The sequence below is a fragment of the Streptomyces sp. CNS606 genome (assembly GCF_000426325.1).
In genome coordinates, this window is the sequence record NZ_AUFD01000005.1 from 313398 (window position 1) to 336970 (window position 23573).

A 23573-nucleotide genomic window follows, 5' to 3' on the forward strand; every position below is an offset into this window, starting at 1 on the left:
GAATTCTGCCCTCCCGCGTGCCCCGTGAACCTCACTGCTCCCGCATGCCCCAGGGGGAGCCGTACGCGGTGAGCTTGTCCAGGAAGGGGCGCGCGGGCAGCGCCTCGGGTCCCAGGACGCCCGCTCCCGTCCACACACCCTCGGCGATCAGCTCCAGCGCCACCACGGGGTTGACGGCGGTCTGCCAGACGACGGCCTGCGAGCCGTACGTGCTCATCGACCACTGGTTGTCGACCACGTGGTACAGGTACACCTCGCGCGGGCGGCCGTCCCGGACGCCCTTCACCCAGGTGCCCGCGCACGTCTTGCCGTGCATGCGGTCACCCAGCGTCGCGGGGTCGGGGAGGCAGGCCGCCACCACGTCGCGCGGCGAGACCCGGGCCGTCCCGCCGCCCTCCGCCGCGACCGTCACCGGCTCGGTGCGGTCCAGGCCGATCAGGTGCAGCGTCCTGAGGGTGTCGATGAACTCCCGGCCCAGCCCGTACTTGAAGGTGACCCGCCGGGCCTTCACCCACCGGGGCACCAGCAGCACCTCTTCGTGCTCCACGTTGACGCATTCGACTGCGCCGATCCCCTCGGGGAAGTCGAACACCTCCGGGTCGCTGAACGGCGGGGTGGTGAACCAGCCGCGCCCGTCCTCGTAGACCACCGGCGGATTCAGGCACTCCTCGATCGTGGTCCAGATGCTGAACGAGGGGGCGAAGTCGTATCCGTCGACGGCGAGGTTCGCGCCGTCCCGCACACCGATCTCCTCGATCTCGTCGAACAGCTCGTCCGAGGCATAGCGGGCGAACACGTCCGACAGGCCCGGCTCCACGCCCATGCCGACCAGCGCCAGCCGCCCCGCCCGCTCCCACGCGCCGGCCCGTTCGAACTGCGCGTCGCCCAGCTTCACCCCGCACTCCTCGTGCGGACGCTCCGGGTGCGGGCGGGACAGCGACATCGCCATGTCCAGGTAGTGCGCCCCCGCGTCCAGCGCCGCCCCGAAGAGCGGCATGACGAACCGCGGGTCGGTCGCGTTGAGCAGCACGTCGCACCGGTGCCCCTCCAGCAGCGCCCGCACGGCCGCCTCGTCCGAGGCGTCCACGCGCTCCGCGGTGAACCGCCCCCCGGCCTCGCCCAGCGCCTCCACGGCCGCGTCGGCCCGCGCCGGGTCGTAGTCCGCCACCACCATGTGGTCGAAGAAGTCCCGCCGGGCGGCGATACGGGTGATCGCCGTACCCACGCCCCCGGCCCCCACGAGCAGCACCCGCACCTCGGCCTCATCTCTCCCGCCGGCTCGTCCGTCGTCCGGCGCGCTCGCCCGGCCGCCGTCGGCCGGTCCGCTTCCAACGTAGGCGCACCCGGCCGTCCCGTCCTGTTCGACGGACCATCGACGGAGACCGAGGGGACCAGCCATGGGCGTCGCTCACGGGAGGCGGCACCGGCCCCGCACCGCGCCGGGGGCGCCCCCGCCGGGCGTCAGACGGCCAGGTCGGACCCGGTCGCCGTCGCCGCGTAGCCGGTCAGGTGACGCTCGGCCCGTTCCCGCGTGATGGAGGTGCCGGTGATGACGTGGTACCCGTACGCGTCCTCCAGCGCCACCAGGTTGCACGCCGTCTCCTCGGCCGGGGCGCGCAGCGTGAACACCCCGGCCGCCGCCCCCGACTCCAGCAGCGACCGGTACAGGTCCACCTGGCCCTCGTACAGCGCGCTGCGCAGGTCCGCGTCGCCGCGCCGGCGCCGGGCCAGCGGCGCGAACTCGTACAGCAGGCAGCACAGTTCGTCGTCCGGCCCGCTGGGCAGCCCGGACCGGATCGTCGCCACCAGGCGCTCCCGCGGATCCTCCAGGTCCTCCGACGCCAGGCGGCGCAGCCGCGAGAAGCGCTCCACGGCGTCGGCGAAGACCTCCTGGAAGAGCTCGTCGAGCTCGCGGAAGTAGTAGGTCACCGAACCGGGCGCCATACCCGCGCTGTCGGCGACGTCCCGGATGCGCACGGAGGCCAGCCCGTGTTCGACGATGGCGCGGCGCGCAGCCGTCACCAGGTGGGCCCGCCGGGCCGTCTGGTTCCTGGGCCGTGCGATGGCCGCCTCCTCGATGGGACCCCGTGGACGGATGTCGCAGCATCGTACGTCCCCGCGAGCCGGAGGACGTGTCCTGCGGGGGCCGCGCGCACGATGCGGAGCGTGAGCCCGGCGTCAGGGCGGGCCGTCGCCCCCGTCGTCGGAGCGGAGAAGCTCCTCCAGGTCAGGAAGGCGATCGAGCCCCCGCACCGGCTGCGCGGTGCGGTGGTTGCGGGCCAGGCGCTCGCGGTGCCGGTGCAGGAAGCGCCAGTAGCCGGCGGTGTACGGGCAGGCGTGTTCCCCGGTGCGGTCGCCCGGCCGGTAGGCGCACGGCCCGCACAGGTCGCTCATCCGGTCGATGTAGGCGCCGCCCGTCGTGTACGGCTTGGTCGTCATCCGCCCGCCGTCGGCGTACTGGGACATGCCGACCACGTTGGTGAGCATCACCCAGTCGTAGCCGTCGACGAAGCAGCGGTGGAACCAGTCGGTGACCTCGGCGGGGTGCCAGCCGCGCTGCAGGGCGTGGCTGCCCAGCACCATCAGGCGCGGGATGTGGTGCGTCCAGCCGGTGTCCCGCACCTGGGCGAGCACGGTCGACAGGCAGCGTGCGGTGACCGCGTCCGCGTCCAGTTCCCGGAACCACTCCGGCAGCCCGCGGCGGTGGCGCAGCGCGTTGCTGCGCCGGTAGCCGGGGCCGAAGTGCCAGTACAGGTGCCACATGTACTCGCGCCAGCCCGCCACCTGGCGGACGTACCCCTCGACGCTGTTCAGCGGCGCGTCGCCCTCGCGCCAGGCCCGTTCGGCGCGTTCGACGCACTCGGCGGGGTCCAGCAGCCCCAGGTTGAGCGACGCCGAGAGCAGACTGTGGCTCATCACCGGGTCGGCGGCGAGCATCGCGTCCTCGTGCGCGCCGAACGCGGGCAGCCGGTGCCTGACGAAGCGGCGCAGTGCCGCCAGCGCCTCCCGCCGCGTCGCGGGGAAACGGCGCGGCCCGTCGCGGCCCACGAACGCGACCTCCCCGTCCCGCTCCCAGCGGTCCAGGTCCCGCCGCACCTCCGCGTCGATCCCGTCCTCGCGCGGCCGGTACGGGCGCGGCACGTCCAGCGTCGCGGCGCCCTTCGGCGGCGGTTCCCGGTTGTCGTGGTCCAGGTTCCACCGCCCGCCCGCCGGCTCCCCGCCGTCCATCAGCAGGTCGTGGCTGCGGCGGACACGGCGGTAGAAGTCCTCCATGCGCAGCGCGCGTCCCCCTCGGCCGTCCGCCCAGTCGGCGAACTCCCCGGGCGGCACCAGGAACCCGCGCGGCTCCAGCACCCGCACCCCGGGCAGCTGCTGCACGAAAGCGAGCGCGGCGTGCGAGGTGGGATGGCACACGGTCACCTCGCCGCCGGTGCCGACGGCCTCCCGCAGCCCGTCCCGGTACGTCTCCGCCCGCACGTAGCGCACCCGGTCGCCGAGCTCGGCCGCCCGGTGACGCATCGCGGACAGCACCAGGTGCGCCTTGGCGCGGTGGAAGCGGCGGCGGCGGAAGACCGACCGGGCCTCGATCATGACCAGTGGGGCGTCCGGATCCGGTCCGTCGGCGCCGGAGCGCAGGAAGTGCGGGCCGAGCTGGTCGCCGAAGAGCCAGTGCGGGCGCGGGCTCACCGGCCGTCCCGCGCGCCGCCGGCGGCCCGCCCGGCACCGGCGGCCCGGGCGTCCGCGACGACCTCCCGTGCGGCCCGGGCGCCGGACGCCATGGCGCCCTGCACCGAACCCGTGGCGCGGTGGTCGCCGCACACGTAGCGTCCCGGCCCCACCCGGCTCGGGCGGCTCAGCGGCCACGGCGGCACCATCGCGGGCAGCGCCCCGGGCACCGTACGTTCCGCCAGGTGCTCCCATGCGGAGGTGTCGGTGCCGTACGCGTCGGCCAGGTCGGCACGCACCTCCGCCTCCCGGCCGGGCCGTTCGCCGCCCAGCACCGAGGTGGCGATCAGCGCCCGCCCGTCCGGTGCGTAGCCGGCCGCCACCTCGCTCACCACGCAGGAGTTGAGGAACCGGCGGCGGCCGTCGACCAGGAGGGTCGGCTCGCGCAGCGGTGGGACGGGCGCCACGTGGTAGTGGGTGGTCACGGTGCGGGCCGGCGGGGTGTCCAGGCCGGGCAGCAGGTGTGCGGCGACCTCCCCGCCGGTGGCCACCACCACCGCTTCCGCGGCGAGTTCGCCCCCGTCGTCGAGCAGCACCCCGTCGTCCGTCAGCCCCGACACCGGGGTGTCCAGCCGCAGGCACTCCTCGGGCAGCCGGCTCGCCAGCTGCGCGGGCACGGCGCCGATGCCGCTCCGCGGCAGGCACAGCGAGCCCCGCAGCATGCTGCGCCACACCAGGTGGAAGAACCGGCTGCTGGTCTCCAGCTCGTCCTCCAGGAACACCCCGGAGAGGAAGGGGCGGAAGAACGTCTCCACGAGTTCGGCGGAGACGCCTGCCTGGGCGAGCGCGGTGACGGTGGTGCGTTCCGGGGCGGTGCGCAGCAGCCCGGCCGGGAGGACGGCGTCGCCCGCGCTGAGCGCGGCGACGGCGAGCAGGTCGCGCGCCGACATCAGCCGGCCCGGCAGCAGGTCGGCGGCGTCCCGCGGTCGCCGGGTGGGGTCGGCGAAGCGGCGCAGTCCGCCGTCCGCGGTGCGGATCAGCGCCCCGGGCGTGAAGGGGCACAGCTGGAGGTCGGCGAGCCGGAGGCGCCGCCGCACCTGCGGGTAGGAGGTGTTGAAGACGTGGAAGCCGTGGTCGACGAGGAAACCGTCCACCCGGTCGGTGCGCATCCGGCCGCCTACCCGGTCGGCTGCCTCCAGGACCAGCACCGACCGGCCCGCGGCCGTCAGGTCCGCTGCGCAGGCCAGCCCGGCGACTCCGGCGCCGACCACGATCACGTCGGTCCGGCTGCTGCGGGATGTCGGCATGGGGATCGCGCCGCCTCTCTCACGGGGGTGAAGCCGTCGGTGGGGTCATGGTCGCGCCGGCGGGCCCGCCGCCGCGCGGCGGCGCGCCCGGGACGCTGGCAGCGCCGCCCGGCTGCGCGTGGTCACCGGACTCCGCGGGCCCGCAGGAAGCGGTCCAGGCCCTCGCCGAGACCGACGACCGGGTCCGGGTAGTCGATCCCCGCCCGGTCGAGGCCGGCCAGCTTCCACGGCGTGTGCACGGCACCGCCCTCCACGTCCGCCAGCTCCGGCACCCAGCGCCGCACGTACGCGCCGTCGGGGTCGAACCGCTTGGCCTGCGTCAGCGGGTTGAGCACCCGGTTGGGCCGGGTGTCCGTGCCGGTGCCGGCCACCCACTGCCAGTTGAGCTGGTTGTTGGCCATGTCGCCGTCCACCAGCAGCTCGAGGAAGTGGCGGGCGCCGACCCGCCAGTCGACGTACAGCGTCTTGGTGAGGAAGCTGCCCGCCAGCAGCCGCCCGCGGTTGTGCATCCAGCCCTCGTGGGCGAGCTGCCGCATCGCCGCGTCGACCACGGGGTAGCCGGTGCGGCCCTCCCGCCAGGCGTCGGCGGCCTCGTCGTCCCGACGCCACCCGTCGTGACGGGTGCGGTAGTCCTCGCGGGCCGCCTGCGGCCGGGCGGCGAGCACCTGGTGGTGGAAGTCCCGCCAGCAGACCTGCCGCACGAACGCGTCCGCGCCCGCACCGCCGCGTTCCCTGGCCCGGTGCACCAGTTCGGTGGGGGAGAGGGTGCCGAAGTGCAGGTGCGGGGAGAGCCGCGAGGTCGCGTCGCCGGCCAGGTCGTCGTGCCGGTCCTCGTACGCGTCGACGCCGTCGGAGAGCCACGCCGCGAACCGCCGCCGGCCCTCCTGCTCACCGCCGCGGGCCAGCCCGGGCGAGACGCCGGAGACCGCGGACCGGGCCGGGGGCTCCCCCTCCCGCACGCCGTCCGGCACCCGCACCCGGCGCGGCGCGCCCAGCGGTGTGCGCGGCGCGACCGTCTCCCAGCGGCGGAAGTAGGGCGTGAAGACCGCGAAGTGGTCGCGGTCCGCCGGGACCACCTCGCCGGGTGCCAGGACCGTGGTCACCGCGTCGTGCACGTGCAGACGACGTCCGTCGGACTCCAGCTCCGCGCGCAGCCGGTCCTCCCTCCGGTGCGCGAAGCCGCTCACGTCCGCCGCCACGTGCACGTCCCGGGCCTCCGTCTGCCGTGCGAGCCGGCACACCTCGCCGACCACGTCGCCCCGGCGCACCACCAGGCGGCCGCCGCGTTCCCTCAGGGCCTCGTCGAGGGAGGCGAGGCAGTCGGCGAGGAACGCCCGGCGGTTGGGGGCGTCGAACCCGGCCGCGCGTACGGCGTCGTCGAGGACGAACAGCGGCACCGTCTCGTCGGCACCGTCCAGGGCGGCCCGCAGCACCGGGTTGTCGTGGACCCGGAGATCGGCGGTGAACAGGGCGATCGACACGGTCACGGGGGCATCACTCCGGTGCGGCTGGTCTGGGGTCGGGCGCTACGGGTCCGGTGTACGGGTGCGGGCACGGCCGCTACCGCCCCTTCCCGCCCGGACCCGGACGCGGATGCGCCCGTCCGGGGGAATCCCCCGGACGGGCGCATCCGCGCATACCGGCACACCGCCGCCCGTGTCGCCTCGGCGGTCCCGTTCCGTGTCAGCGGCGGCGCAGGGCGCTGGGCCACCACAGCACCCGGCCGATGTCCCGCACCAGCGCGGGAACCAGCAGCGACCGCACGACGAGGGTGTCCAGCAGGACGCCGAAGGCCACGATGAACGCGATCTGCACCAGGAACGCCAGCGGGATCACCACCAGCGCGGCGAAGGTGGCGGCCAGCACCACGCCGGCCGAGGTGATGACGCCGCCGGTCGCGGTGAGCCCCGTCAGCACCCCGCGCCGGGTGCCGTCGCGCAGCGCCTCCTCCCGCACCCGCGTCATCAGGAAGATGTTGTAGTCCACACCCAGCGCCACCAGGAACACGAACCCGTACAGCGGCACGGACGCGTCGGTGCCGGTGAAGCCCAGCAGATGCTGGAAGACCAGCGCGGCGACGCCGATGGTGGCGAAGTAGTTCAGCGCCACCGTGCCCACCAGCAGCAGCGGCATCAGCAGGGACCGCAGCAGCAGTGCCAGGATCACCAGGATGATCGCCAGCACCACCGGCGTGATCACCACCCGGTCCCGCTGCGCGGTCTGCTGGGTGTCGTACTGCTGCGCGGTGTAGCCGCCGACCAGCGCGTCCGCGCCGTCGACCCCGTGCACGTTCTCCCGGAGCCGCTGCACCGTCTCCTTCGCGGCGTCGCTGTCCGCGGAGTCCGCCAGCGTCGCGTCGATCATCACCCGGCCGTCGACCACCTTCGGCTGCCCGCCGCCGGGCCGGCCGGACTCCGTGACCGGGGCCGCCGCGGAGACGCCCTCGGTGCGGGTGGCCGCACCGGCGACCTCGCGGGCCGCCCCGGCGTCGGCGATGATCACCGCCGGGTTGCCGGAGCCGCCGGGGTAGTGCTCGCTCAGCACCTCCTGCGCCTCGACCGAGGGCGCGTCGTTCACGAAGATCTCGCTCAGCGGCACTCCGCCCGACTTCAGTTGCGGCGCGAACGCGGCGCAGACCAGCAGCAGGACGCCCGTGCCGGCCCAGATGCGACGCGGCGCGCGCTCGACGGCCGCGGCCACCCGGCCCCACACCCCGTCCGAACGGGTGCCCGCCGCTGCCGCCTTCGGCCGCGCCGGCCAGTAGGCGGCCCGGCCCAGCAGGGCCAGCACGGCGGGCAGGAACGTCATGGTGCTGACCACCGCGCACACGATGCCGATCGCACCGACCGGGCCCAGCGCGCTGGTGTTGGCCAGGTCGCTGAGCAGCAGCGCGAGCAGGCCCAGCCCCACGGTGGCGGCGCTGGCGACGATCGCGCCCGCCGACCGGCGTACCGCGGTACGCATCGCGGCCAGCCGGTCGCGGTCGGCGCGGGCGGACAGTTCCTCCTTGTAGCGGGCGGCCAGCAGCAGGGCGTAGTCGGTTGCCGCGCCGATGACCAGGATGGAGAGGATGCCCTGCACCTGGCCGTCCACGCGCACCAGGTCCCGTTCCGCGAGCTGGTACACGAGCGCGGAGGCGAGTGACAGCGCCAGCACGGAGCTGATGATGACGACCAGCGGCAGCAGCACGCTGCGGTAGACCAGCAGCAGGATCAGCAGCACCACGCCGAGCGCGACCAGGAGCAGCAGGCTGTCGATGCCGGCGAACGCGTCCGAGAGGTCGGCCTGTGTCGCGGCCGGCCCGGCGATGTGCGAGGCGGCGCCGGGCACGCCGGCCGCCGCCTCGCGGACCTGTTCGACGGTCTCCCCGAGCTGCTCGCCCAGGTCGGAGCGCAGCTGCACGACGCCCTGGAGCGCGGCGCCGTCCTCGGCCGGGACGACCGGCGACGCCTGCCCGGTCACGCCGGGGACGTCGGCGAGCGAGCGCAGCGACTCGGCGGCCGCGGCCCGCTGCTCGCCGGAGACGGAGCCGTCGTCGGACGTCCAGACCACGACCGCGGGGATCGTCTGCTCGTCACGGAAGGCGTCCTGGGCGTCCAGCACCTTCGTCGACTCGGCGCTCTGCGGCAGGAACGCGGACTGGTCGTTGGTGGAGACCTCGCCCAGCTTTCCCGCGTACGGGCCGACGACGCCGCCGAGGCCGAGCCAGGCGACGAGCAGGAGGGCGGGAACGAGCCATCGCAGGGCTCGGGAGGCAGGGGGCATCACAGGTCCTCGGTGGTTCGTCGAACGGTGCGCGGGCCGCCGGAGCGAGCCCGCGCGCACCAAAATATCTCAATCATTGAGTTAATTTATCCTGGGGGTGTGCCAGCATCCTCAGCCCCCGGTTCCCCGCCACCCGACCTGCAGGCGTTCGCGGTCCGGCTGCGCCGGATGAACGCCGAGTTCAACCGCATCGCGCAGGAGTTCGCCCGCGCCCACGGCCTGCACCACACCGACGTACAGGCACTGGTGGCCGTCCTGGACGGCGACGGTCAGGGCGGGGCCCTCACCCCCGGACGGCTGCGGGATCACCTCAACCTCACCTCGGGCGCGGTCAGCGCGTGCCTCAACCGGCTGGAGGCCGCGGGCCACATCCAGCGCGTCCGCGACCCCGACGACGGCCGGGTGGTGCACCTCCACTACGCCGCCGCCGGACGCGCCGTCGCCCGCGCGTACTTCCGCCCCCTCGCCGACGGCACCGACGCCGCCCGCCGCCACTTCACCGAGGACGAACTGCGCACCGTGCTGCGCTTCCTGGACGCCATGGGCGACGAGCTGTCAGCGGTACGGAGCACCCCGGCCGACCCCTAGCGGCGCCTCCGGCGCCCCCGGCCACCCCGCCTCCGGCGGAGCCTCCTCGGCCGCCCGCGCGATGTTGCGCGTCATGCCGCCGAACACCGGCCCGTGGAACGGCGCGACCACCCACCAGTACGCGTGCCCGGCCAGCCCGCGCGGATGGAACACCGCGCGCTGCGCGTACACGGTCCGGCCCTCCCGGTCCCGCGCCACCCGCAGCTCCAGCCACGCCAGGCCCGGCAGCCGCATCTCCGCGCGCAGCCGCAGCAGCCGGCCCGGCTCGACCTCCTCCACCCGCCAGAAGTCCAGCGAGTCGCCGACGCGCAGCCGGTGCGGGTCGCGCCTTCCGCGGCGCAGCCCGACGCCGCCCAGGAAGCGGTCCAGCCGGCCGCGCACCGTCCACGCCAGCGGGAACGAGTACCAGCCGTTGTCTCCGCCGATGCCCTCGATCACCCGCCACAGCGCCTCCGGCGAAGCCTCCGACCGCCGGGCCCGCCGGTCGGTGTAGAGGCTGCCGCCCGCCCAGTCCGGGTCGGTGGGCAGCGGATCGCTGGGCGCCCCGGGCACCGACGCCGAGGACCAGCGGGTCGCGACCTCGGCGTCCCTGATGCGCTGCAGGGCCAGGCGCAGGGCCCGGTCGAAGCCGAGGCGCCCGCCGGGCGGGTCCGGCACGTAACGGGTGAGGTCGTCCTCCCGGCACACCACTTCGTGCCGCAGCGACTCCGCCAGCGGGCGGGCGATCTGTGCCGGCACCGGCGTGACCAGGCCGACCCAGTGGCTGGACAGCCGCGGCGTCAGCACGGGCACCGGCACGATGACCCGCCGCGGCAGCCCGGCCACCTCCGCGTAACGCCGCATCATGTCCCGGTAGGTGAGCACGTCCGGGCCGCCCACGTCGAACCCGCGGCTGACGTCGGCCGGCAGCCGCGCACAGCCGACCAGGTACCGCAGCACGTCCCGCACGGCGATGGGCTGGATCGGCGTCCGGACCCAGCTCGGGGTGACCATCGCGGGCAGCCGTTCGGTGAGGTACCGCAGCATCTCGAACGACGCCGACCCCGACCCGATCACCACCGCCGCCCGCAGCACGGCCGTCGGCACCCCCGACTCCAGCAGGATGCGTCCCACCTCCGTCCGCGACCGCAGGTGGGGGGAGAGTGCGCTCTCCGGCACGCCCCGCGGGGTCAGCCCGCCGAGATAGACGATCCGGCGGACCCCGGCCCGCCGCGCCTCGGCCGCGAACACCCGCGCCGCGTGCCGGTCGGTCTCCTCGAAGTCCGGCCCGGTGCCCAGCGCGTGCACCAGGTAGTAGGCGACGTCCACGTCCCGCATCGCCGGGCGCACCTGCTCCGCCCGGGTCACGTCGCCCTCCGCCGCCTCGACCCGGCCGGCCCACGGGTGGTCGCGCAGCTTGCCCGGCGTCCGGACCAGGCAGCGCACCTCGTGCCCCGCGTCCAGCAGCTCCGGCACCAGTCGCCCGCCGATGTAGCCGCCCGCCCCCGTGACCAGGCAGCGCAGCGGCCCCTCGTTCTCCTCCGACACCCTGACTCCTTCCGCCGCGGCGACGACTACACCCTCACACTTCGCGCGCCGGCCCGCCGCCGGATGCGGCCGTACGGTGCCGCACCCGCAGGTCCGCCACCGCGACCCCCAGGGCGCACAGCACGAACGCCAGGGACACCGCGACGCTGTACCGGAAGGCCGTCGGCCAGTCGTTCCCGGAAGCGGCGAGGCGGGAGAAGAACACGCTGCCGGTGGCCGCGATGCCCGCGGCCGACCCGAGTCGCTGCCCCGTCTGCAGCACGCCGCCCGCGCTGCCGCCCTGCGCCGGTGGCACGGCCGACAGGGTGAGCGTCTGGTTCGGCGCGATGACCGCGCCGCCGCCCAGCCCCGCCAGCAGCAGCGGCGCCGCGAGCGCCCAGCCCGCCGCCCGCCCCGGCACCGCCGACACCGCGACGATCACCAGCGCCAGACCCGCGGCCACCACCGTCAGCGCCGCCACCACCAGCGCCCGGCCGTACCGTGCCACCAGCCGGCCGCTGACCGCCGCCGCGACACCGGAGCCGACCGCGAACGGCACGGTGGTCAGGCCGGCCGCCAGCGCGCTGTAGCCCAGCCCCGCCTGCAGGTAGAGGGTGAGGACGAAGAAGATCGACGTGAAGCCCGCGAAGTAGGCCAGCATCAGCACCGACCCGAAGGCGTAGGAACGCAGCCGGAACAGCCGCAGGTCCACCAGCGGCTGCGCCCGGCGGGCGTGCCGCCGCTCCCACAGCACGAAGCAGGCCAGCACGACCCCCGCGGCCGGGAACATCAGCCACGTGCCGGGCCCCGTCCACTGCCGTCCCTGCACCAGCGGGAGCAGCAGCAGTGCCACCCCGGTCCCCAGCAGCACCACCCCGGCCGGGTCCAGGTCCCGCGCGCACGGCCGGATGTGGCGCTCGGGACCGGGCAGCAGCCGCGCCGCCAGCAGCAGCGCCGCCAGACACACCGGCAGGTTCACGAAGAAGATCCACCGCCAGCCGTGCACGGCGCCGAACAGCTCGATGATCACCCCGCCGAGTACCGGCCCCACCGCCGTGGACAGGCCGATCACCGCCCCGAAGAGCCCGAACGCCCGGCCCCGCTCCGCCCCCCGGAACAGCTGCTGGATCAGCGCCGACACCTGCGGGGAGACCAGTCCGCCCGCCAGGCCCTGGAAGAGCCGGGCGAGCACCAGCCACAGCGCGTTCTGCGCCGCGCCGCACAGCACGCTGGCCGCCGCGAACAGCGACAGCCCCGTCATGAACAGCAGCCGCCGCCCCCGCGCGTCGCCCAGTCGCCCCGCCGGGACCAGCAGCAGCCCGAACGACAGGGCGTAACCGGCCACCACCCACTGGATGTCGCCCGCCGTCGCGCCCAGGCCGCGCCGGATCGAGGGCAGTGCCACGTTGACGATGGACACGTCCAGCAGCGTGATGAACCCGGCCAGCAGGCACACCCCGAGCGCCTTCCAGCGCCGCGGGTCGGGCACGTAGGTGCCGGGGGACGTCTCGGATCCGATCACCAGCTGTCCCTTCCCGACGTCCGTTCGGCCCCGGCGGCCCCGACGCTCCCCGCCCCGACCGGCATGCGGGGTATCGGCGCTGCGAAGACCGAGGTACCCGCCGGACGGACCTTCACGCGGCCCCCTCCCGCCCGCGTCGGCCCGCCGCGCCCCGGCTCCCGCCGGTCGGGTGGACGTGGCGGCCCGACGCGCGAGGCACCCGCGCGGAAGCCGCCGGGACGGGGAGGGTGCGGGCATGCCTTCGCCGGACCGCACCCTCTACACCACCACGGCTCGCTCCAGCCACGGACCGGACCAGGTCCGCATCGACGGCTCCGGCCACAAGACCGTGCCCGTCGTGACCCCGCCCGCGCCCGGCTCGCGCGAGGCGGACGGCTGGTCGCCGGAGGACCTGTACGCCGCCGCCGTCGCCACCTGCCTGCATCAGGCGCTCACCGTGGTCGGCGGTGAACTGCGCGCCGACCTCACCGGCAGCGAGGTGTCCGTCCAGGTCGACCTGGAGCATTCCGGGAACCTGCGCTACGGCCTCACCGCCCGCGTGTCCGTGGACCTCCCGGGCGTGGCCGACGGCACCCGCAGCACCCTGCTGGAGGAGGCCATGCGCGTCTTCCCCCTCTCCACGCACGTCCGCGTCGCCTCGCCGTGAGCCGTCCGGCTGCGCGTCCGGGGCCGCGTTGCCGCCGTCCGTGACCGCGCGGAGACTCGGGAGGGAACCGTGCCGGACGACCGGCGCCCGATGAGAGAGGACCCGGCATGGACGCCGACCCCGCACCCGTACGCAAGGCGGCCCTGCTGTGGGCGCTCGGCCGGGTGGGCCTGGGGGTCACGGCGCTGCTCGCGCCCCGGCCGCTGCTCGCTCCCTGGCTCGGGCCCTCGGTCCCCCGCACCACCGCCCAGGTGACCGGGCGGGCCCTCGGCGGCCGCGACCTGGTGCTGGGTACGGGCGCGGCGTGGATGCTCGCCCGGGGCGGCGACGCCCGGCCGTGGGTCCTCGGCTGCGCCGCCGCCGACACCGCCGACGCGGCCGCCACCCTGCTGGCCCGCAGGCGCCTGCCCGCCGCCGGCCGAAGGCTGGTCACCGTCGCGGCAGCCGGGTCGGCGCTGACCGGCGCCGTCCTCTGCCTCCTGCTGCCACGGGTCAGCGCTTCCCCGCGGGCCTGAGGAAACCGGTGACGGGGCGAGGCAGGCGCTCGCCGTCGACGGTGAGGTCGACGGCCTCGTCGTAGAGCGCGACCCGGTCCCGGACGGTGTGCACCGCCGGCAGCGGGTCGGGGTAACTCCACGCGATCCCGGGCGGCACGTCGCCGCCCGTCCAGGACCAGTACTCCGAGGCCGGTCCCTTGTAAGGGCACCGGGTCTCCTGCGCGTACGGCGTCAGCAGATCGAGCCGGACGTCCTCGCGCGGCAGGCAGTACCGCACCGGCAGGTCCGTCTCGAAGAGGAGCCCGGCACGCGCGTCGACCGGCACGCACCCCGTCCGTGCGCCGTACGCCCGTCCCGAGCTCCGCGCGCCCTGCGCTCCCGGCGGCGAACAGCCCCGTTCCGGTGAATACCGGGCCTACGCACCCGCCCGGCCCCCCGCCGTCGCTACAACGAGAGGCGGAGCCATCCGCTGCCCCGTGAAGGGAGAACCGGCCAGGTGTTGACGATCAACGTGGCGGTCCTGCTCACCGTCATCGTCCTTCTCAGGCTGCGCCGCCGCACCGAGGCCCGGACCCGGTTCGACGAGACGTTCGGCGTGGTCCTCGTGCTGGTGCTGGGTGTCCTGCTCGCCCCGACGTCCTTCGGCCAGTGGGTCCTCGACCTCGTCGGGCAGCTGGCCCACGGCATCACCCGGGCCGGCGGGTAGTCCGGTCACCCCTCCCGCCGGCACCCGGGTCCGGCCCTTACCGTGAAGTACGCCCGCCCGGTGTGCAGGAAATGCGAGAGCCTGGCAATTCCCCCTGGGTTTGCGATTCCGGTCCTCCCCGCCCTCCCCATCGGCGGGCCCCGGGCCGCATGCTGTGGCCTGTCCAGGGGTGCCACGCCTGTCGGCTCAGGGAGGACGACATGTCGCCATCAGAGGTCACCGTCGTGACGACCCGTGCGCCGGCGACCGCGCCCCGCGCCGGGCGCGGGCATACGCCGGCGACGCGTCGGCGCCGTTTCCGGCGCGCCGGGGCCGGGACGGCCGCCGTGCTCGCCCTCTGCCTCACCGTCGCCTGCGGCGGCGGCGACAGCGGCAACGGCGACGCCGTCACCGAGCTGCCCGACCTGACGGGCAAGACCGTTCAGGTCGCCGCGGTGTGGACCGGTTCGGAGCAGAAGAACTTCAAGAAGGCGCTGAAGGAGTTCGAGGAGCGCACCGGCGCCGAGGTCGAGTTCGTGCCGACCGGCGACAACGTCTCCTCCTTCCTCAGCTCCCGTATCGAGGACGGTTCCCCGCCGGACGTCGCGATGCTCCCGCAGGTCGGCGTCCTCCAGCAGTTCGCCGAGAAGGGCTGGCTGAAACCGGTCGACGACGCCACCTACCGCCAGATGCTGATGAACCTGGAGACGGGCTGGCACGACCTCGGCGCGCACGAAGGCACCACCTACGGCGTCTACTTCAAGGCCGCGAACAAGTCGCTGGTCTGGTACAACACCGCCGCCTTCGAGAAGGCCGGCGCGAGCGAACCGAAGACCTGGAAGGACTTCCTGGACACCGCGCAGGCCCTCGCCGACGCCGGTGTCGATCCCGTCTCCGTCGGCGGCGCCGACGGCTGGACCCTGACCGACTGGTTCGAGAACATCTACCTCTCGCAAGCCGGCCCCGACATGTACGACAGGCTCGCCGCCCACGAGATCCCGTGGACGGACCCCTCGGTGGAGAAGGCGCTGACCACCCTCGGCGACCTGTTCGGGGAGGAGCAGCTCATGGCCGGCGGCAACGACGGCGCACGGGCCACGACCTTCCCCGAGTCCGTCACCAAGACCTTCTCCGACCTGGAGAATCCCGCCGCCATGGTCTACGAGGGCGACTTCGTCGGCGTCAACATCACCAACGACACCGACGCCGAACTCGGCACCGACGCCAAGCTCTTCCCCTTCCCCGCCGTCGGTGGCGGCCAGCCCCCCGTGGTGACCGGCGGCGACGCCGCCGTCGCGCTGAAGCACTCCCCGGGGGCGCACGCCATGATGACCTTCCTCGCCTCCGAGGACGCCGCACGCATCATGGCCGAACAGGGCGGTTTCCTCTCCCCGAACAAGAGCCTGGACACCGCCGCCTACCCCAGCGACCTCCAGCGCGAGATCGCCACGGCGCTCCTCGACGCCGGGAGCACCTTCCGCTTCGACATGTCCGACCAGGCACCCGCGGCCTTCGGCGGCACCAAGGGCGAAGGCGAATGGAAGGCCCTCCAGGACTTCCTCGACAACCCGGACGACGTCGCCGGCGCCATGCTGGCACTGGAGGACTCCGCCGCGAAGACCTTCGACGACTGATCCGCGGGCCGGGCCGCCCGCGTGCGGCCTCACCGCTCGTGGCGGTTCCGGCTCCCCGCCCCGTCCGCGCCGTGCCCGGACGGGCGCGGGACGAGCAGCCAGCCCGTCTCCCGTGCGGCCCGTACCGCGTCGGTCTTGTTCCGGGCCCCGAGCCTGCGGATGCCGGAGTTCAGGTAGTTGCGGACCGTCCCGGGCGCCAGGTGCAGCGCGGCCGCCGTCTCGGCCACCGATGCGCCGGCGGCGGCGTGCCGCAGCACCTGGAGCTCGCGCCGGGTGACCGGCATCCGCGCCGCGTCGGTCAGCCCCTGCCGCACCTCCTCGGCGACGTACCGCCGCCCGCCGGTCACCTCGCGCACCGCCTCCAGCAACTGCTCCGGCGGCCCCTGGTCGTACACGAAACCCTGCGCCCCCGCGTCCAGGGCACGCCGCAGCGTCCCGACCCGCCGCGGATCCACGAGGACGACCAGGGGGCAGCGTGCGCGGCGCAGTTGCCGCACCAGCGTCCCGTCCGGCGACAGCGTGCCGACCGACTCGCTCGACTCCGGATAGGCCACGCACACGCGGGGACGCAACGCCGCCGCATCCGCCGCCCCCGACTCCCAGCACGACGGAGCCGCGTCCAGGGCGGTCCGTTCGGCGAGCAGCGCGGAGAGCGCCGCGCCCACCAGCCGCGTCTCGTGCACGACCAGCACCCGGCCGCGGGGAGTGGGCGGGGCCTCAGCAGCCCGCCGTCCTCCGCGGACCGCTGCGGACCCGGCTCCGCCCGCCGACCGTCTGCTCATCGTCTGCGCTCCCCCCACCGGTGGCCCGGGCACGCCGGGCTGTTCGGGCACTCACCGGTGCTTCGGAGCCGCAGCCCCTCCGGACGGGTCGCAGTCCGCACGCACGGCATCGGTCGCAGGCCGTGCCCGCGCCCCCGCTTCCTCGGCCTGCGCGCGGGGGGACCGTCAGTCGAGGCAGAACTCGTTGCCCTCCGGGTCGGTCATCACGAGGAAGCCCTCGCTCATCGGGGGAGCGGGTTCGTCCCGCCTCACCCGCGCCGCCCCCAGCGCCACGAGCCGCGCGCACTCCGCCTCCAGCGCGGCCATGCGCTCCTCGCCCTGCAGACCCGGTGCCGCACGGACGTCGAGGTGCACACGGTTCTTGGCGACCTTGTCCTCCGGCACCTGCTGGAAGAACAACCGCGGCCCGCGCCCGTCCGGATCCTCGACGGCGGACCGGGTGTTGCGCTGGTCCTCCGGCACGCCGATCCGCGCGAGGAAGTCGTCCCACGCCGCCAGCGGGTCGGCCCCCTCGGGCAGTTCGACTCCGGGCGGACCGGGATGGACGTAGCCCAGCGCGTCGCGCCAGAAGGTGGACAGGGCCCGCGGGTCGTGGGCGTCGAAGGTCACCTGGATGTCGCGGCTCATCGGTCCGCTCCGTTCGTCGTGCGCCGGGTGTGCAGGTAGAGGTCGCGCAGCAGGCAGACCTCGGACAGATGGTGGATCAGTTCGCGCTGGATGTGCTGCACCAACGCGGCCATGGGCGCCTCGGGGAACGGCTCCTCGTCCCCGAGCGGCCGCCGGAGCCCCTCCTCGCCGAGGGCGTGCACGCCCGCCGACCAGACGTCGAGCTGGGTCTCGAGCTGATCGAGAGCGGTGGCCGCGTCGCCCGCGTACTCCCAGGACGCGTACGACGCCTCGGGAGCGCCGAAGTGCGCCGCGTTGCGCACGGCGAGCACGCCGACGACGACGTGCCCGAGCCGCCACGCGATCGTGGTGAACGGCGCCGGATCCGGCTCGGGAAAGGCGAAGTCGATGGTGAAGTCCCCGCCGCCGGCCTGCACGGGCGCTGTGGAGGTGCCGCGCGGCCGCACGTTCCAGGCGTCGGGCACCGGCGACCAGAAGTACTCCTCGTCGGTGAGTCCCCGCAGCCTGGGGCGCACGTGCTGCGTCCAGTGCACCTCCCACTGCTCACGCAGCGTCAGGTTCCAGTCGAGTGCGTTGGTGTCCATGCGGCCACCGTGACAGCCCTCGCGGACAGATCCGGTCCGCAGCGTGGGGGCGTGCCGGCAGTCCACCCCGTTGCTCCGGGTGACGTCGACGGCCGGCCCGCACCGGCTCCGGGTCAGGCCGGGCGCTCGGGCGCTCCGGGATCGTCCGCGCGGACCCGCCGGCCCGTGCGCCCACGACGGCGGATCAGCAGCGCTACGAGAAGCAGGAGCGCGACGAGGGCGGCGATCACGGCGGGCCCGGCAGTGTCCAGGGCGTCCGCGAGGGCGCGCTGGACGGTGCCGGCCGTGTCGATCACGGGGTCCTCGGTGGCGGGGTCGTCCTGAACACGGATCTCGTACCAGCCGTAGTGGGCGACGTAGGCGCCGACGAGGAGGAGCAGAACTCCGCCGAGGCGCGGGGCGATCGCGCCGAGGCGCCGCAGGCGAGGGACAGCCGTGCTGCGGGTGAGGGCGACGGCCAGCGACGCGGCGCCGACCACCAGGCCCATGCCCGCGGCGTAGGCGGCGAACAGGACCATGCCGTCTGCGGCCGAGCCGCTGCGGAAGGCCGAGACGACGATCGCGAGGAACGGGGCGATGGTGCAGCCGAGGGAGGCGGTGGCGTACGCCGCACCGAACAGCACCATCGAGGGAAGGGAGCGCGTCACCTTCGGTGCGCGCTTCAGCTGCGGAGCCATGCCGGGCAGCCGCCGGCCGGCGAGCACCCAGACTCCGGCGACGGCCAGCAGTACACCGAAGACGATGGTGAACCACGGCAGGTGCTGTTGGACCTGCCCGGCGACGGGCTGGACGGCCAGGCCGAACACGCCGAAGAGGGCGGCGAATCCGGCGGTCATCGCGGCGGTGGCGGTCAGGGCCCGGCCGACGGCGACGGAGCGGCTGGGCGAGTCGTCACCGAGGACGAGCAGGGAGAGGTAGGCGGGAAGCAGGGCGAAGCCGCACGGGTTGACGGCGGCAAGCATGCCGGCGCCGAGCGCGAGCGCGAGCGGAAGGTCGGCCATGGCAGGTGCCGCTCAGCCGGTGAGCCCGGCGACCTTGCCGGCCAGTCCCTCGCCGCCCGGCAGGACACCCTCGTAGACGGTCTCGCCGGTCTCGTCGAGCAGGACGTAACGACTCTGCTCCGTGACGCCGAACCGCTTCCACACCTCGCCCTTCTCGTCGGACAGGTGCGGGAACGACCCGGTGCCGGTGTCGGCGACGAAGCCCTTCATCGCCGTGTTGGAGTCGAGACCGGCGACTCCCACGACGTTGACCTCGCCCCGGTGGTCGGCGGCGACCTCGGCCGTCTCGGCCGCCTGGGCCTTGCACTTGGGGCACCACGGAGCCCAGAACCACAGCACGGTCGGCTTGCCCGCGAGCGTCGTGGCGTCGAAGGGCTTGCCGTCCACGGTGGTCGCGGTGAAGCCGAGGACCTCGGGCACCTCGGCACCGCCGGTTTCGGTGCCGTTCTCCTCGGGGGCATCGGGCTGCTCGGCGGGGGAGGACGACGTGGACGGGGAGACCGTGCCCGCATCGTCGGCGGTGCCGGAGCCGCTCGAGCCGCACCCCGTGAGGGTGAGCAGGACGGCGGCGACGGAGGCCGGAAGGACTGTGCGGGCGCGCATGGCGACTCCTGAGGAGAGGGAACGCACACGAGACTAGATCGTTTCCCCGGGGGTGGACGAAGCCCTGCCCTTACGGTTCGGTGACGCTCACCTGCCACTCCGCCGCGTCCGGCCGCCGCAGCGATCCGTCCTGCTCCCATCCCGCGGCACGCCTGCGGAGCCTTCGCCGCACGCCACGGCCGGGAAGGAGTCCGCACGGCGGGTCGACGCAGCGCTGCTGACCGCCCTCGAGTCCGCCGAGGACGGACGTGGGCCCTCACGACATTCCGCGTCCTGGGACTCCGTCGCTGAGGGCTGTCCCGTACGTGGTGGGCGCGGGCGAGATCCTCCCGTCGTGGCCGGCACCCTCGCCGCTCCGGAACCGTGATCGACAGCCGCTTCACGCGGGGGAGTCGAGCAGGTGGCGGCGGGTGCCGTGGGTCGTGTCCCCTACTCGGTGGTGGACTCCGGCGCACGGCGGTCGGAGCCTGGCCCGTCGACCAGTCCGTCGCGGAGTGCGAGGGCCACCGCCAGCGTGCGATTGGGGCAGTTGAGCTTGGCGATGACGTTGGCCACGTGCCGCTTCGCCCCGTGCTGAGAGATGCGCAGTGCTCGGGCTATCTGCTTGTTGCTCAGCCCCTCGGCGAGAAGGTTCAGTGCCTCCCGCTCGCGCGGCGTGAGGAAATACGGGCGCTCCGCGCGGGGTGACGCGACCGAGCCTTCTCGCATGCGGCCCAGCAGCCACCGGGACAGCGTCACCGGCAGCGGCATCTCACCACCTTCGAGGCGGCGCAGCGCGTCGCCCAGGGAAGGGACGCTCAGTTCGTCGGCGAGGAGGAAACCGTCGGCCGGCACCTCCGACGCGAGGGCCAGCTGCTGTTCGTCTGAGCTCTCCAGCAGCGCGAGCACCGGAGTCCGGCGTTCACGGCAGGCCGACGCCAAGTCCAGGACCTCCTCGGTCGCCGCGCACGGGCAGATGAGCACATCGACCTTCTCCGCGACGAGCCGGTGTCCGGCCCGGAGGGTGTCCGCATGCACGGTGACGTCAGCCGCGACGTCGGTGAGCATTGCCTCGAGCCCGCACCGCACCACCTCGTGCGGATGCACCACGCACACGCGCAGGCCGCGTGCGCCAGAGCCGCAGGTGCTCCTCGGCCGCGCCGGCTTCCGGGGCGGCTCCGACCGCGGGCGGGGTATCGCTCCCAGGAGCGACGCCGGGGACGCGACCCGTGAAGGCTTGTCGTAACCATGCATGACGATCCTCTCCCTCGTGCTCCGGACGATCTGCGCTCGGCGGTGTTCCGCGGCAGAGCCGGACGGGCGTCGGACGTGAACTGCGGGCGCATGAACGCACGTGCGCCGGCCCTCGTGCTCGACGGACCTGGAAAGGCCTCGCCGTGCGGGGCGCCCCGGTGCCCGCGTACCGGAGCGGGTCGGGGTGGTCATCCGGGCAGGTCACCCGACCGGGCGGGAGGCGGTTGTCCCCGGACCGGTAGCGCTCCGATGCTGAGAGCCGTTCGCCGAACTCGGAGACACCAGCGAAGGAGCGTCGATGAACGGCTCGACCGCCGGACCGGAGACCGTGGACTCGCCCAGCAGGTGCCCGATGGCGGGCCGGACCCCGGCTCAGGACGGGAGCAGCCCGTCCTACGGTGACCTGCTGCGCCTGGACGACCTCCTCGGGCTTCCGCCGAAGTACACCGACCTGCACGACGAGGAACTCTTCTACGTCGCGCACATGGTCTACGAACTGTGGTTCAAAGTCGTGCTGGACGAGCTGGAGCGCGCCCGGGACGCGCTGTTCGCCGACGATGCTCCGCGTGCGCTGTACTCGCTGCGGCGAGTCGGCGTCATCGAACGGGTGCTCGCCGGGCAGGTCGACGTGCTCCGGACGATCAGCCCGGGCAGCTTCGCGTTGCTTCGGCCGTCGCTGTACGAGGCGAGCGGTATCCAGTCGGTGCAGTTCAGGGAGATCGAGTTCCTTTCCGGGCTCAAGGACAGCCGGTACGTGGAGCGAGGCGACCTCGACGCCGCCGAGCGCACTCGGCTCCGTCGCCGCATGGCCGAACCGGCGCTGTACGAGGCATTCCTGACGCTGTGCAAGAAGCGCGGGGAGCCCGACCTCACGGAGCTGTTGCGGGCCGAGACACCGGCCTCCGACGTGCTCGCCGTGGCCGAGGCGCTGCTGGACCACGACGAACTCTTCAGCACGTGGCGAGCCCGGCACGTACTGATGGTGGAACGCGTCATCGGCGCGAAGGCCGGGACCGGAGGGTCCAGCGGTGCGCAGTACCTGCGCTCGACTCTGGAGAAGCGGTTCTTCCCCGAGCTGTGGGAACTGCGCACTTGGCTGTGAGCCCCCGGCAGGCGAGAGAGTCACCTGCGTGTCATCAGGAAGCACGCCATCTTGGAGTCCACCGGTGGTTCGGCGAGCCGCTCGATCGAGAAGTCCGCGCCGAACAGTTCCTGTTCCTCGCCCGGGCGCAGACCGCTCAGTGCCCTGGAGACCCCGGAATAGCGGAACACGGGCAGGTCCTGATCGCCCTTGCTGTAGAAACACCACAGCACCACCAGCGTCCCCGGGTGCGAATGGCGCCGGATGTTCGCCGCCATGTCCAGGCGGTCCTGCCCGGTGAGGTCGTCGAGCGTGCCGAAGTCGACGATCAGGTCGTAGGTGCCCTCGACGCCGGGGATGCGGGACGACCTCAGGTCGCCGCGCACGAAACGGCACCGGTCCGTCACGCCGGCCGCTGTCGCGGCCTGCCGCGCCTTGCGCAGCGCGATCGGTGTGAAGTCCACGCCCGTCACCTCGAACCCGTGCTCGGCCAGGTAGACCGAGCAGGTGCCGCTGCCGCAGCCCATGTCCAGCACGGTCTTCTGGTCGTCGGGTGAGAGGCGTTTCTCCACCTCGAGCAGCTGCACGAGATTCTCGCGCACCCCGCCCTCCCACGGCGCGCCGATCCGGTACAGCACCTGATACATCCATCGCTTGACGCTCACGACGTTCTCCTTGTCTGGGGTTCGGATTGATCCGCCGGTCCGGCCGGCTCCATGGGTCGGTGGCCGGCTCAGGCGGCCCGGGCCGTCCTCCGCCAGCGCGGGTGGTCGGCGTACCAGCGGGCGGTGCCCTGCAGGCCCTCGTCGAGCGGCACGCGGGGACGGTGCCCCAGGGCTCGCAGCCGTCCGCCGTCCAACGCAGGGTGCCGCGTCCCCGTCCCGGTGGAGGCGCGGTGGCCGACCATGTCCCAGCCGGCGCCGCAGGCGTGCAGAAGACGGGCGGTGAGCTGCCGGCCGGTCAACACCGTGCCGCCGCCGACGTGATGGACCCGGCCCGCTCGGCCGTGTTCCGCCGCGATGCGGACACCGGCGCAGAGGTCGATGACGTGCAGCCACTCGCGGGCGTCATCGTCCTGCCCCTCCTCAGCGGGCACCCGTGAGCCGCTGAGCAGGTGGCCCAGGACACGGGGCACGTAGGCGTCGGGCGACTGCCCGCCGCCGTAGGCATCCGGGCCCCGCGCGACCAGTACGGGCAGGCCGTGCGTGCGGTGGCGGTCGAGAGCCAGCAGGTCGCCGGCCGCCGTGGCGGCGGCGTGCGGCGTCCCCGGCCGCAGCGGGGCGTCCTCCGGCCACGGATCTGTGCCGGCCTCCCCGTACACCCCGGAATGCGACACCCGCACGAAGCGTGGCACCCGGGCCCTCACGGCGGCGTCGAGCAGGGCGCGGACCGCGCTCAGGTGGGCGTCGACGGACGCCGGCCCCGGGGTCCCGGGGCGCCCGTGCCCGTCCGGCGTACCGGCGGTGAAGTCCACGACCAGATCGTGGCCCGGCACGACGGAGGCCAGCAGGCGCGCGTCGCGCGCGTCGCCGCGGACGAACGAGCAGGCCGGGTCGCGCGCCAGCGACGCGGCGCGCTCCTCGCCCGAGTGGGAGACCGCGGTGTCCAGCACGGTCACCCGCACGCCACGGTCACCCGCCCCGGATCCGCCGCTCGGCCCGGCCTCCACACCCGGCCACGAGAGCAGCCCGCGGGCGTAGTGCCAGCCGGCGAATCCGGCTCCTCCCGCGACCAGTACGCGCATCGTTCACCCTCCGGTCCCGCTCTGCGGCCCCGCTGGGGACGCCGCGTCCCGCCGCCGGGACGGGCGGCCGTACCCGACGGGGGCGAGACGGGCACCCACCCA

General features: G+C 74.3%; 22 protein-coding genes and 1 pseudogene. 6 read left to right on the forward strand and 17 right to left on the reverse strand.

Going from position 1 to position 23573, the window contains the following annotated elements; all coding sequences use genetic code 11:
- Positions 1-31 precede the first annotated feature (31 nt).
- The 6 genes from K304_RS0101490 to K304_RS0101515 form a co-directional block, all read right to left on the reverse strand.
- Complete coding sequence (locus tag K304_RS0101490) at positions 32-1255, reverse strand: saccharopine dehydrogenase C-terminal domain-containing protein (protein ID WP_027762296.1); 1224 nt, start codon at positions 1253-1255, stop codon at positions 32-34.
- Between the two features lie 206 nt (positions 1256-1461).
- Positions 1462-2022 (reverse strand): TetR family transcriptional regulator, encoded by a 561-nt coding sequence (locus K304_RS0101495; protein ID WP_106965494.1) that lies wholly within the window; start codon positions 2020-2022, stop codon positions 1462-1464.
- A 156-nt stretch (positions 2023-2178) separates the two neighbouring features.
- Positions 2179-3687, reverse strand: coding sequence for a cryptochrome/photolyase family protein (locus tag K304_RS0101500; RefSeq protein ID WP_027762298.1), 1509 nt, complete (start codon positions 3685-3687; stop codon positions 2179-2181).
- The gene (locus tag K304_RS0101505) at positions 3684-4973 is read right to left on the reverse strand and encodes an NAD(P)/FAD-dependent oxidoreductase (RefSeq protein ID WP_027762299.1); all 1290 of its coding nucleotides are present in this window, start codon (positions 4971-4973) and stop codon (positions 3684-3686) included. Before K304_RS0101505 ends, K304_RS0101500 begins: the two co-directional genes overlap by 4 nt.
- A gap of 122 nt (positions 4974-5095) precedes the next feature.
- Positions 5096-6460, reverse strand: a complete 1365-nt coding sequence (locus tag K304_RS0101510) for a cryptochrome/photolyase family protein (protein WP_027762300.1) — start codon at positions 6458-6460, stop codon at positions 5096-5098.
- Positions 6461-6656: 196 nt separating this feature from the next.
- Positions 6657-8738: an MMPL family transporter gene (locus tag K304_RS0101515; RefSeq protein WP_027762301.1), complete on the reverse strand. Its 2082-nt coding sequence runs from the start codon at positions 8736-8738 to the stop codon at positions 6657-6659.
- A 99-nt stretch (positions 8739-8837) separates the two neighbouring features.
- Between K304_RS0101515 and K304_RS0101520 the strand changes: the two genes are divergently transcribed.
- Positions 8838-9326: a MarR family transcriptional regulator gene (locus tag K304_RS0101520; protein ID WP_027762302.1), complete on the forward strand. Its 489-nt coding sequence runs from the start codon at positions 8838-8840 to the stop codon at positions 9324-9326.
- On the opposite strand, the gene K304_RS26720 is transcribed toward K304_RS0101520, so the two are convergent.
- Together K304_RS26720 and K304_RS0101530 are read right to left on the reverse strand one after the other, a co-directional pair.
- The gene (locus tag K304_RS26720) at positions 9294-10853 is read right to left on the reverse strand and encodes an SDR family oxidoreductase (RefSeq protein ID WP_051307639.1); all 1560 of its coding nucleotides are present in this window, start codon (positions 10851-10853) and stop codon (positions 9294-9296) included. The genes K304_RS0101520 and K304_RS26720 overlap by 33 nt on opposite strands.
- Before the next feature lie 34 nt (positions 10854-10887).
- The gene (locus K304_RS0101530) at positions 10888-12354 is read right to left on the reverse strand and encodes an MFS transporter (RefSeq protein WP_051307641.1); all 1467 of its coding nucleotides are present in this window, start codon (positions 12352-12354) and stop codon (positions 10888-10890) included.
- Positions 12355-12589: 235 nt separating this feature from the next.
- On the opposite strand from K304_RS0101530, the gene K304_RS26725 reads away from it, so the two are divergent.
- The gene (locus tag K304_RS26725) at positions 12590-13000 is read left to right on the forward strand and encodes an OsmC family protein (RefSeq protein ID WP_051307643.1); all 411 of its coding nucleotides are present in this window, start codon (positions 12590-12592) and stop codon (positions 12998-13000) included.
- 107 nt (positions 13001-13107) lie between these two features.
- Positions 13108-13515, forward strand: a complete 408-nt coding sequence (locus tag K304_RS0101540; RefSeq protein WP_027762304.1) for a hypothetical protein — start codon at positions 13108-13110, stop codon at positions 13513-13515.
- Here K304_RS0101540 and K304_RS0101545 read toward each other — a convergent pair.
- A pseudogene (locus K304_RS0101545) lies at positions 13493-13828 on the reverse strand (DUF427 domain-containing protein); the annotation flags it as partial. The gene K304_RS0101540 and the pseudogene K304_RS0101545 sit on opposite strands and share 23 nt — an antisense overlap.
- Positions 13829-13993: 165 nt before the next feature.
- On the opposite strand from K304_RS0101545, the gene K304_RS0101550 reads away from it, so the two are divergent.
- Positions 13994-14203 (forward strand): hypothetical protein, encoded by a 210-nt coding sequence (locus K304_RS0101550; RefSeq protein ID WP_027762306.1) that lies wholly within the window; start codon positions 13994-13996, stop codon positions 14201-14203.
- A 200-nt stretch (positions 14204-14403) separates the two neighbouring features.
- Positions 14404-15816, forward strand: coding sequence for an ABC transporter substrate-binding protein (locus K304_RS26730; protein WP_078528252.1), 1413 nt, complete (start codon positions 14404-14406; stop codon positions 15814-15816).
- 29 nt (positions 15817-15845) lie between these two features.
- Here the strand turns inward: K304_RS26730 and K304_RS26735 are convergent, their stop codons facing one another.
- From K304_RS26735 to K304_RS32675, 6 genes are all read right to left on the reverse strand, one after another.
- Complete coding sequence (locus K304_RS26735) at positions 15846-16598, reverse strand: response regulator transcription factor (RefSeq protein WP_078528253.1); 753 nt, start codon at positions 16596-16598, stop codon at positions 15846-15848.
- 165 nt (positions 16599-16763) lie between these two features.
- Entirely contained in the window at positions 16764-17225 is a 462-nt protein-coding gene (locus K304_RS0101565) for a VOC family protein (RefSeq protein ID WP_027762307.1), read from the reverse strand.
- Positions 17222-17809, reverse strand: coding sequence for a DinB family protein (locus tag K304_RS0101570; RefSeq protein WP_027762308.1), 588 nt, complete (start codon positions 17807-17809; stop codon positions 17222-17224). The genes K304_RS0101565 and K304_RS0101570 overlap by 4 nt, the downstream gene beginning before the upstream one ends.
- A 113-nt stretch (positions 17810-17922) precedes the next feature.
- Positions 17923-18810, reverse strand: coding sequence for a cytochrome c biogenesis protein CcdA (locus K304_RS0101575; protein WP_027762309.1), 888 nt, complete (start codon positions 18808-18810; stop codon positions 17923-17925).
- A 12-nt stretch (positions 18811-18822) separates the two neighbouring features.
- The gene (locus tag K304_RS0101580) at positions 18823-19413 is read right to left on the reverse strand and encodes a redoxin family protein (RefSeq protein WP_027762310.1); all 591 of its coding nucleotides are present in this window, start codon (positions 19411-19413) and stop codon (positions 18823-18825) included.
- Positions 19414-19842: 429 nt separating this feature from the next.
- On the reverse strand, positions 19843-20460 hold the full coding sequence (locus K304_RS32675) for a response regulator transcription factor (protein ID WP_106965503.1): 618 nt from the start codon (positions 20458-20460) through the stop codon (positions 19843-19845).
- A gap of 484 nt (positions 20461-20944) precedes the next feature.
- Between K304_RS32675 and K304_RS0101590 the strand changes: the two genes are divergently transcribed.
- Positions 20945-21748, forward strand: coding sequence for a tryptophan 2,3-dioxygenase family protein (locus K304_RS0101590; protein WP_199779545.1), 804 nt, complete (start codon positions 20945-20947; stop codon positions 21746-21748).
- Between the two features lie 20 nt (positions 21749-21768).
- On the opposite strand, the gene K304_RS31535 is transcribed toward K304_RS0101590, so the two are convergent.
- Both K304_RS31535 and K304_RS0101600 read right to left on the reverse strand, forming a co-directional pair.
- Entirely contained in the window at positions 21769-22392 is a 624-nt protein-coding gene (locus K304_RS31535; protein WP_158687285.1) for a class I SAM-dependent methyltransferase, read from the reverse strand.
- Between the two features lie 68 nt (positions 22393-22460).
- Complete coding sequence (locus K304_RS0101600; RefSeq protein ID WP_027762313.1) at positions 22461-23471, reverse strand: NAD-dependent epimerase/dehydratase family protein; 1011 nt, start codon at positions 23469-23471, stop codon at positions 22461-22463.
- Positions 23472-23573 lie beyond the last annotated feature (102 nt).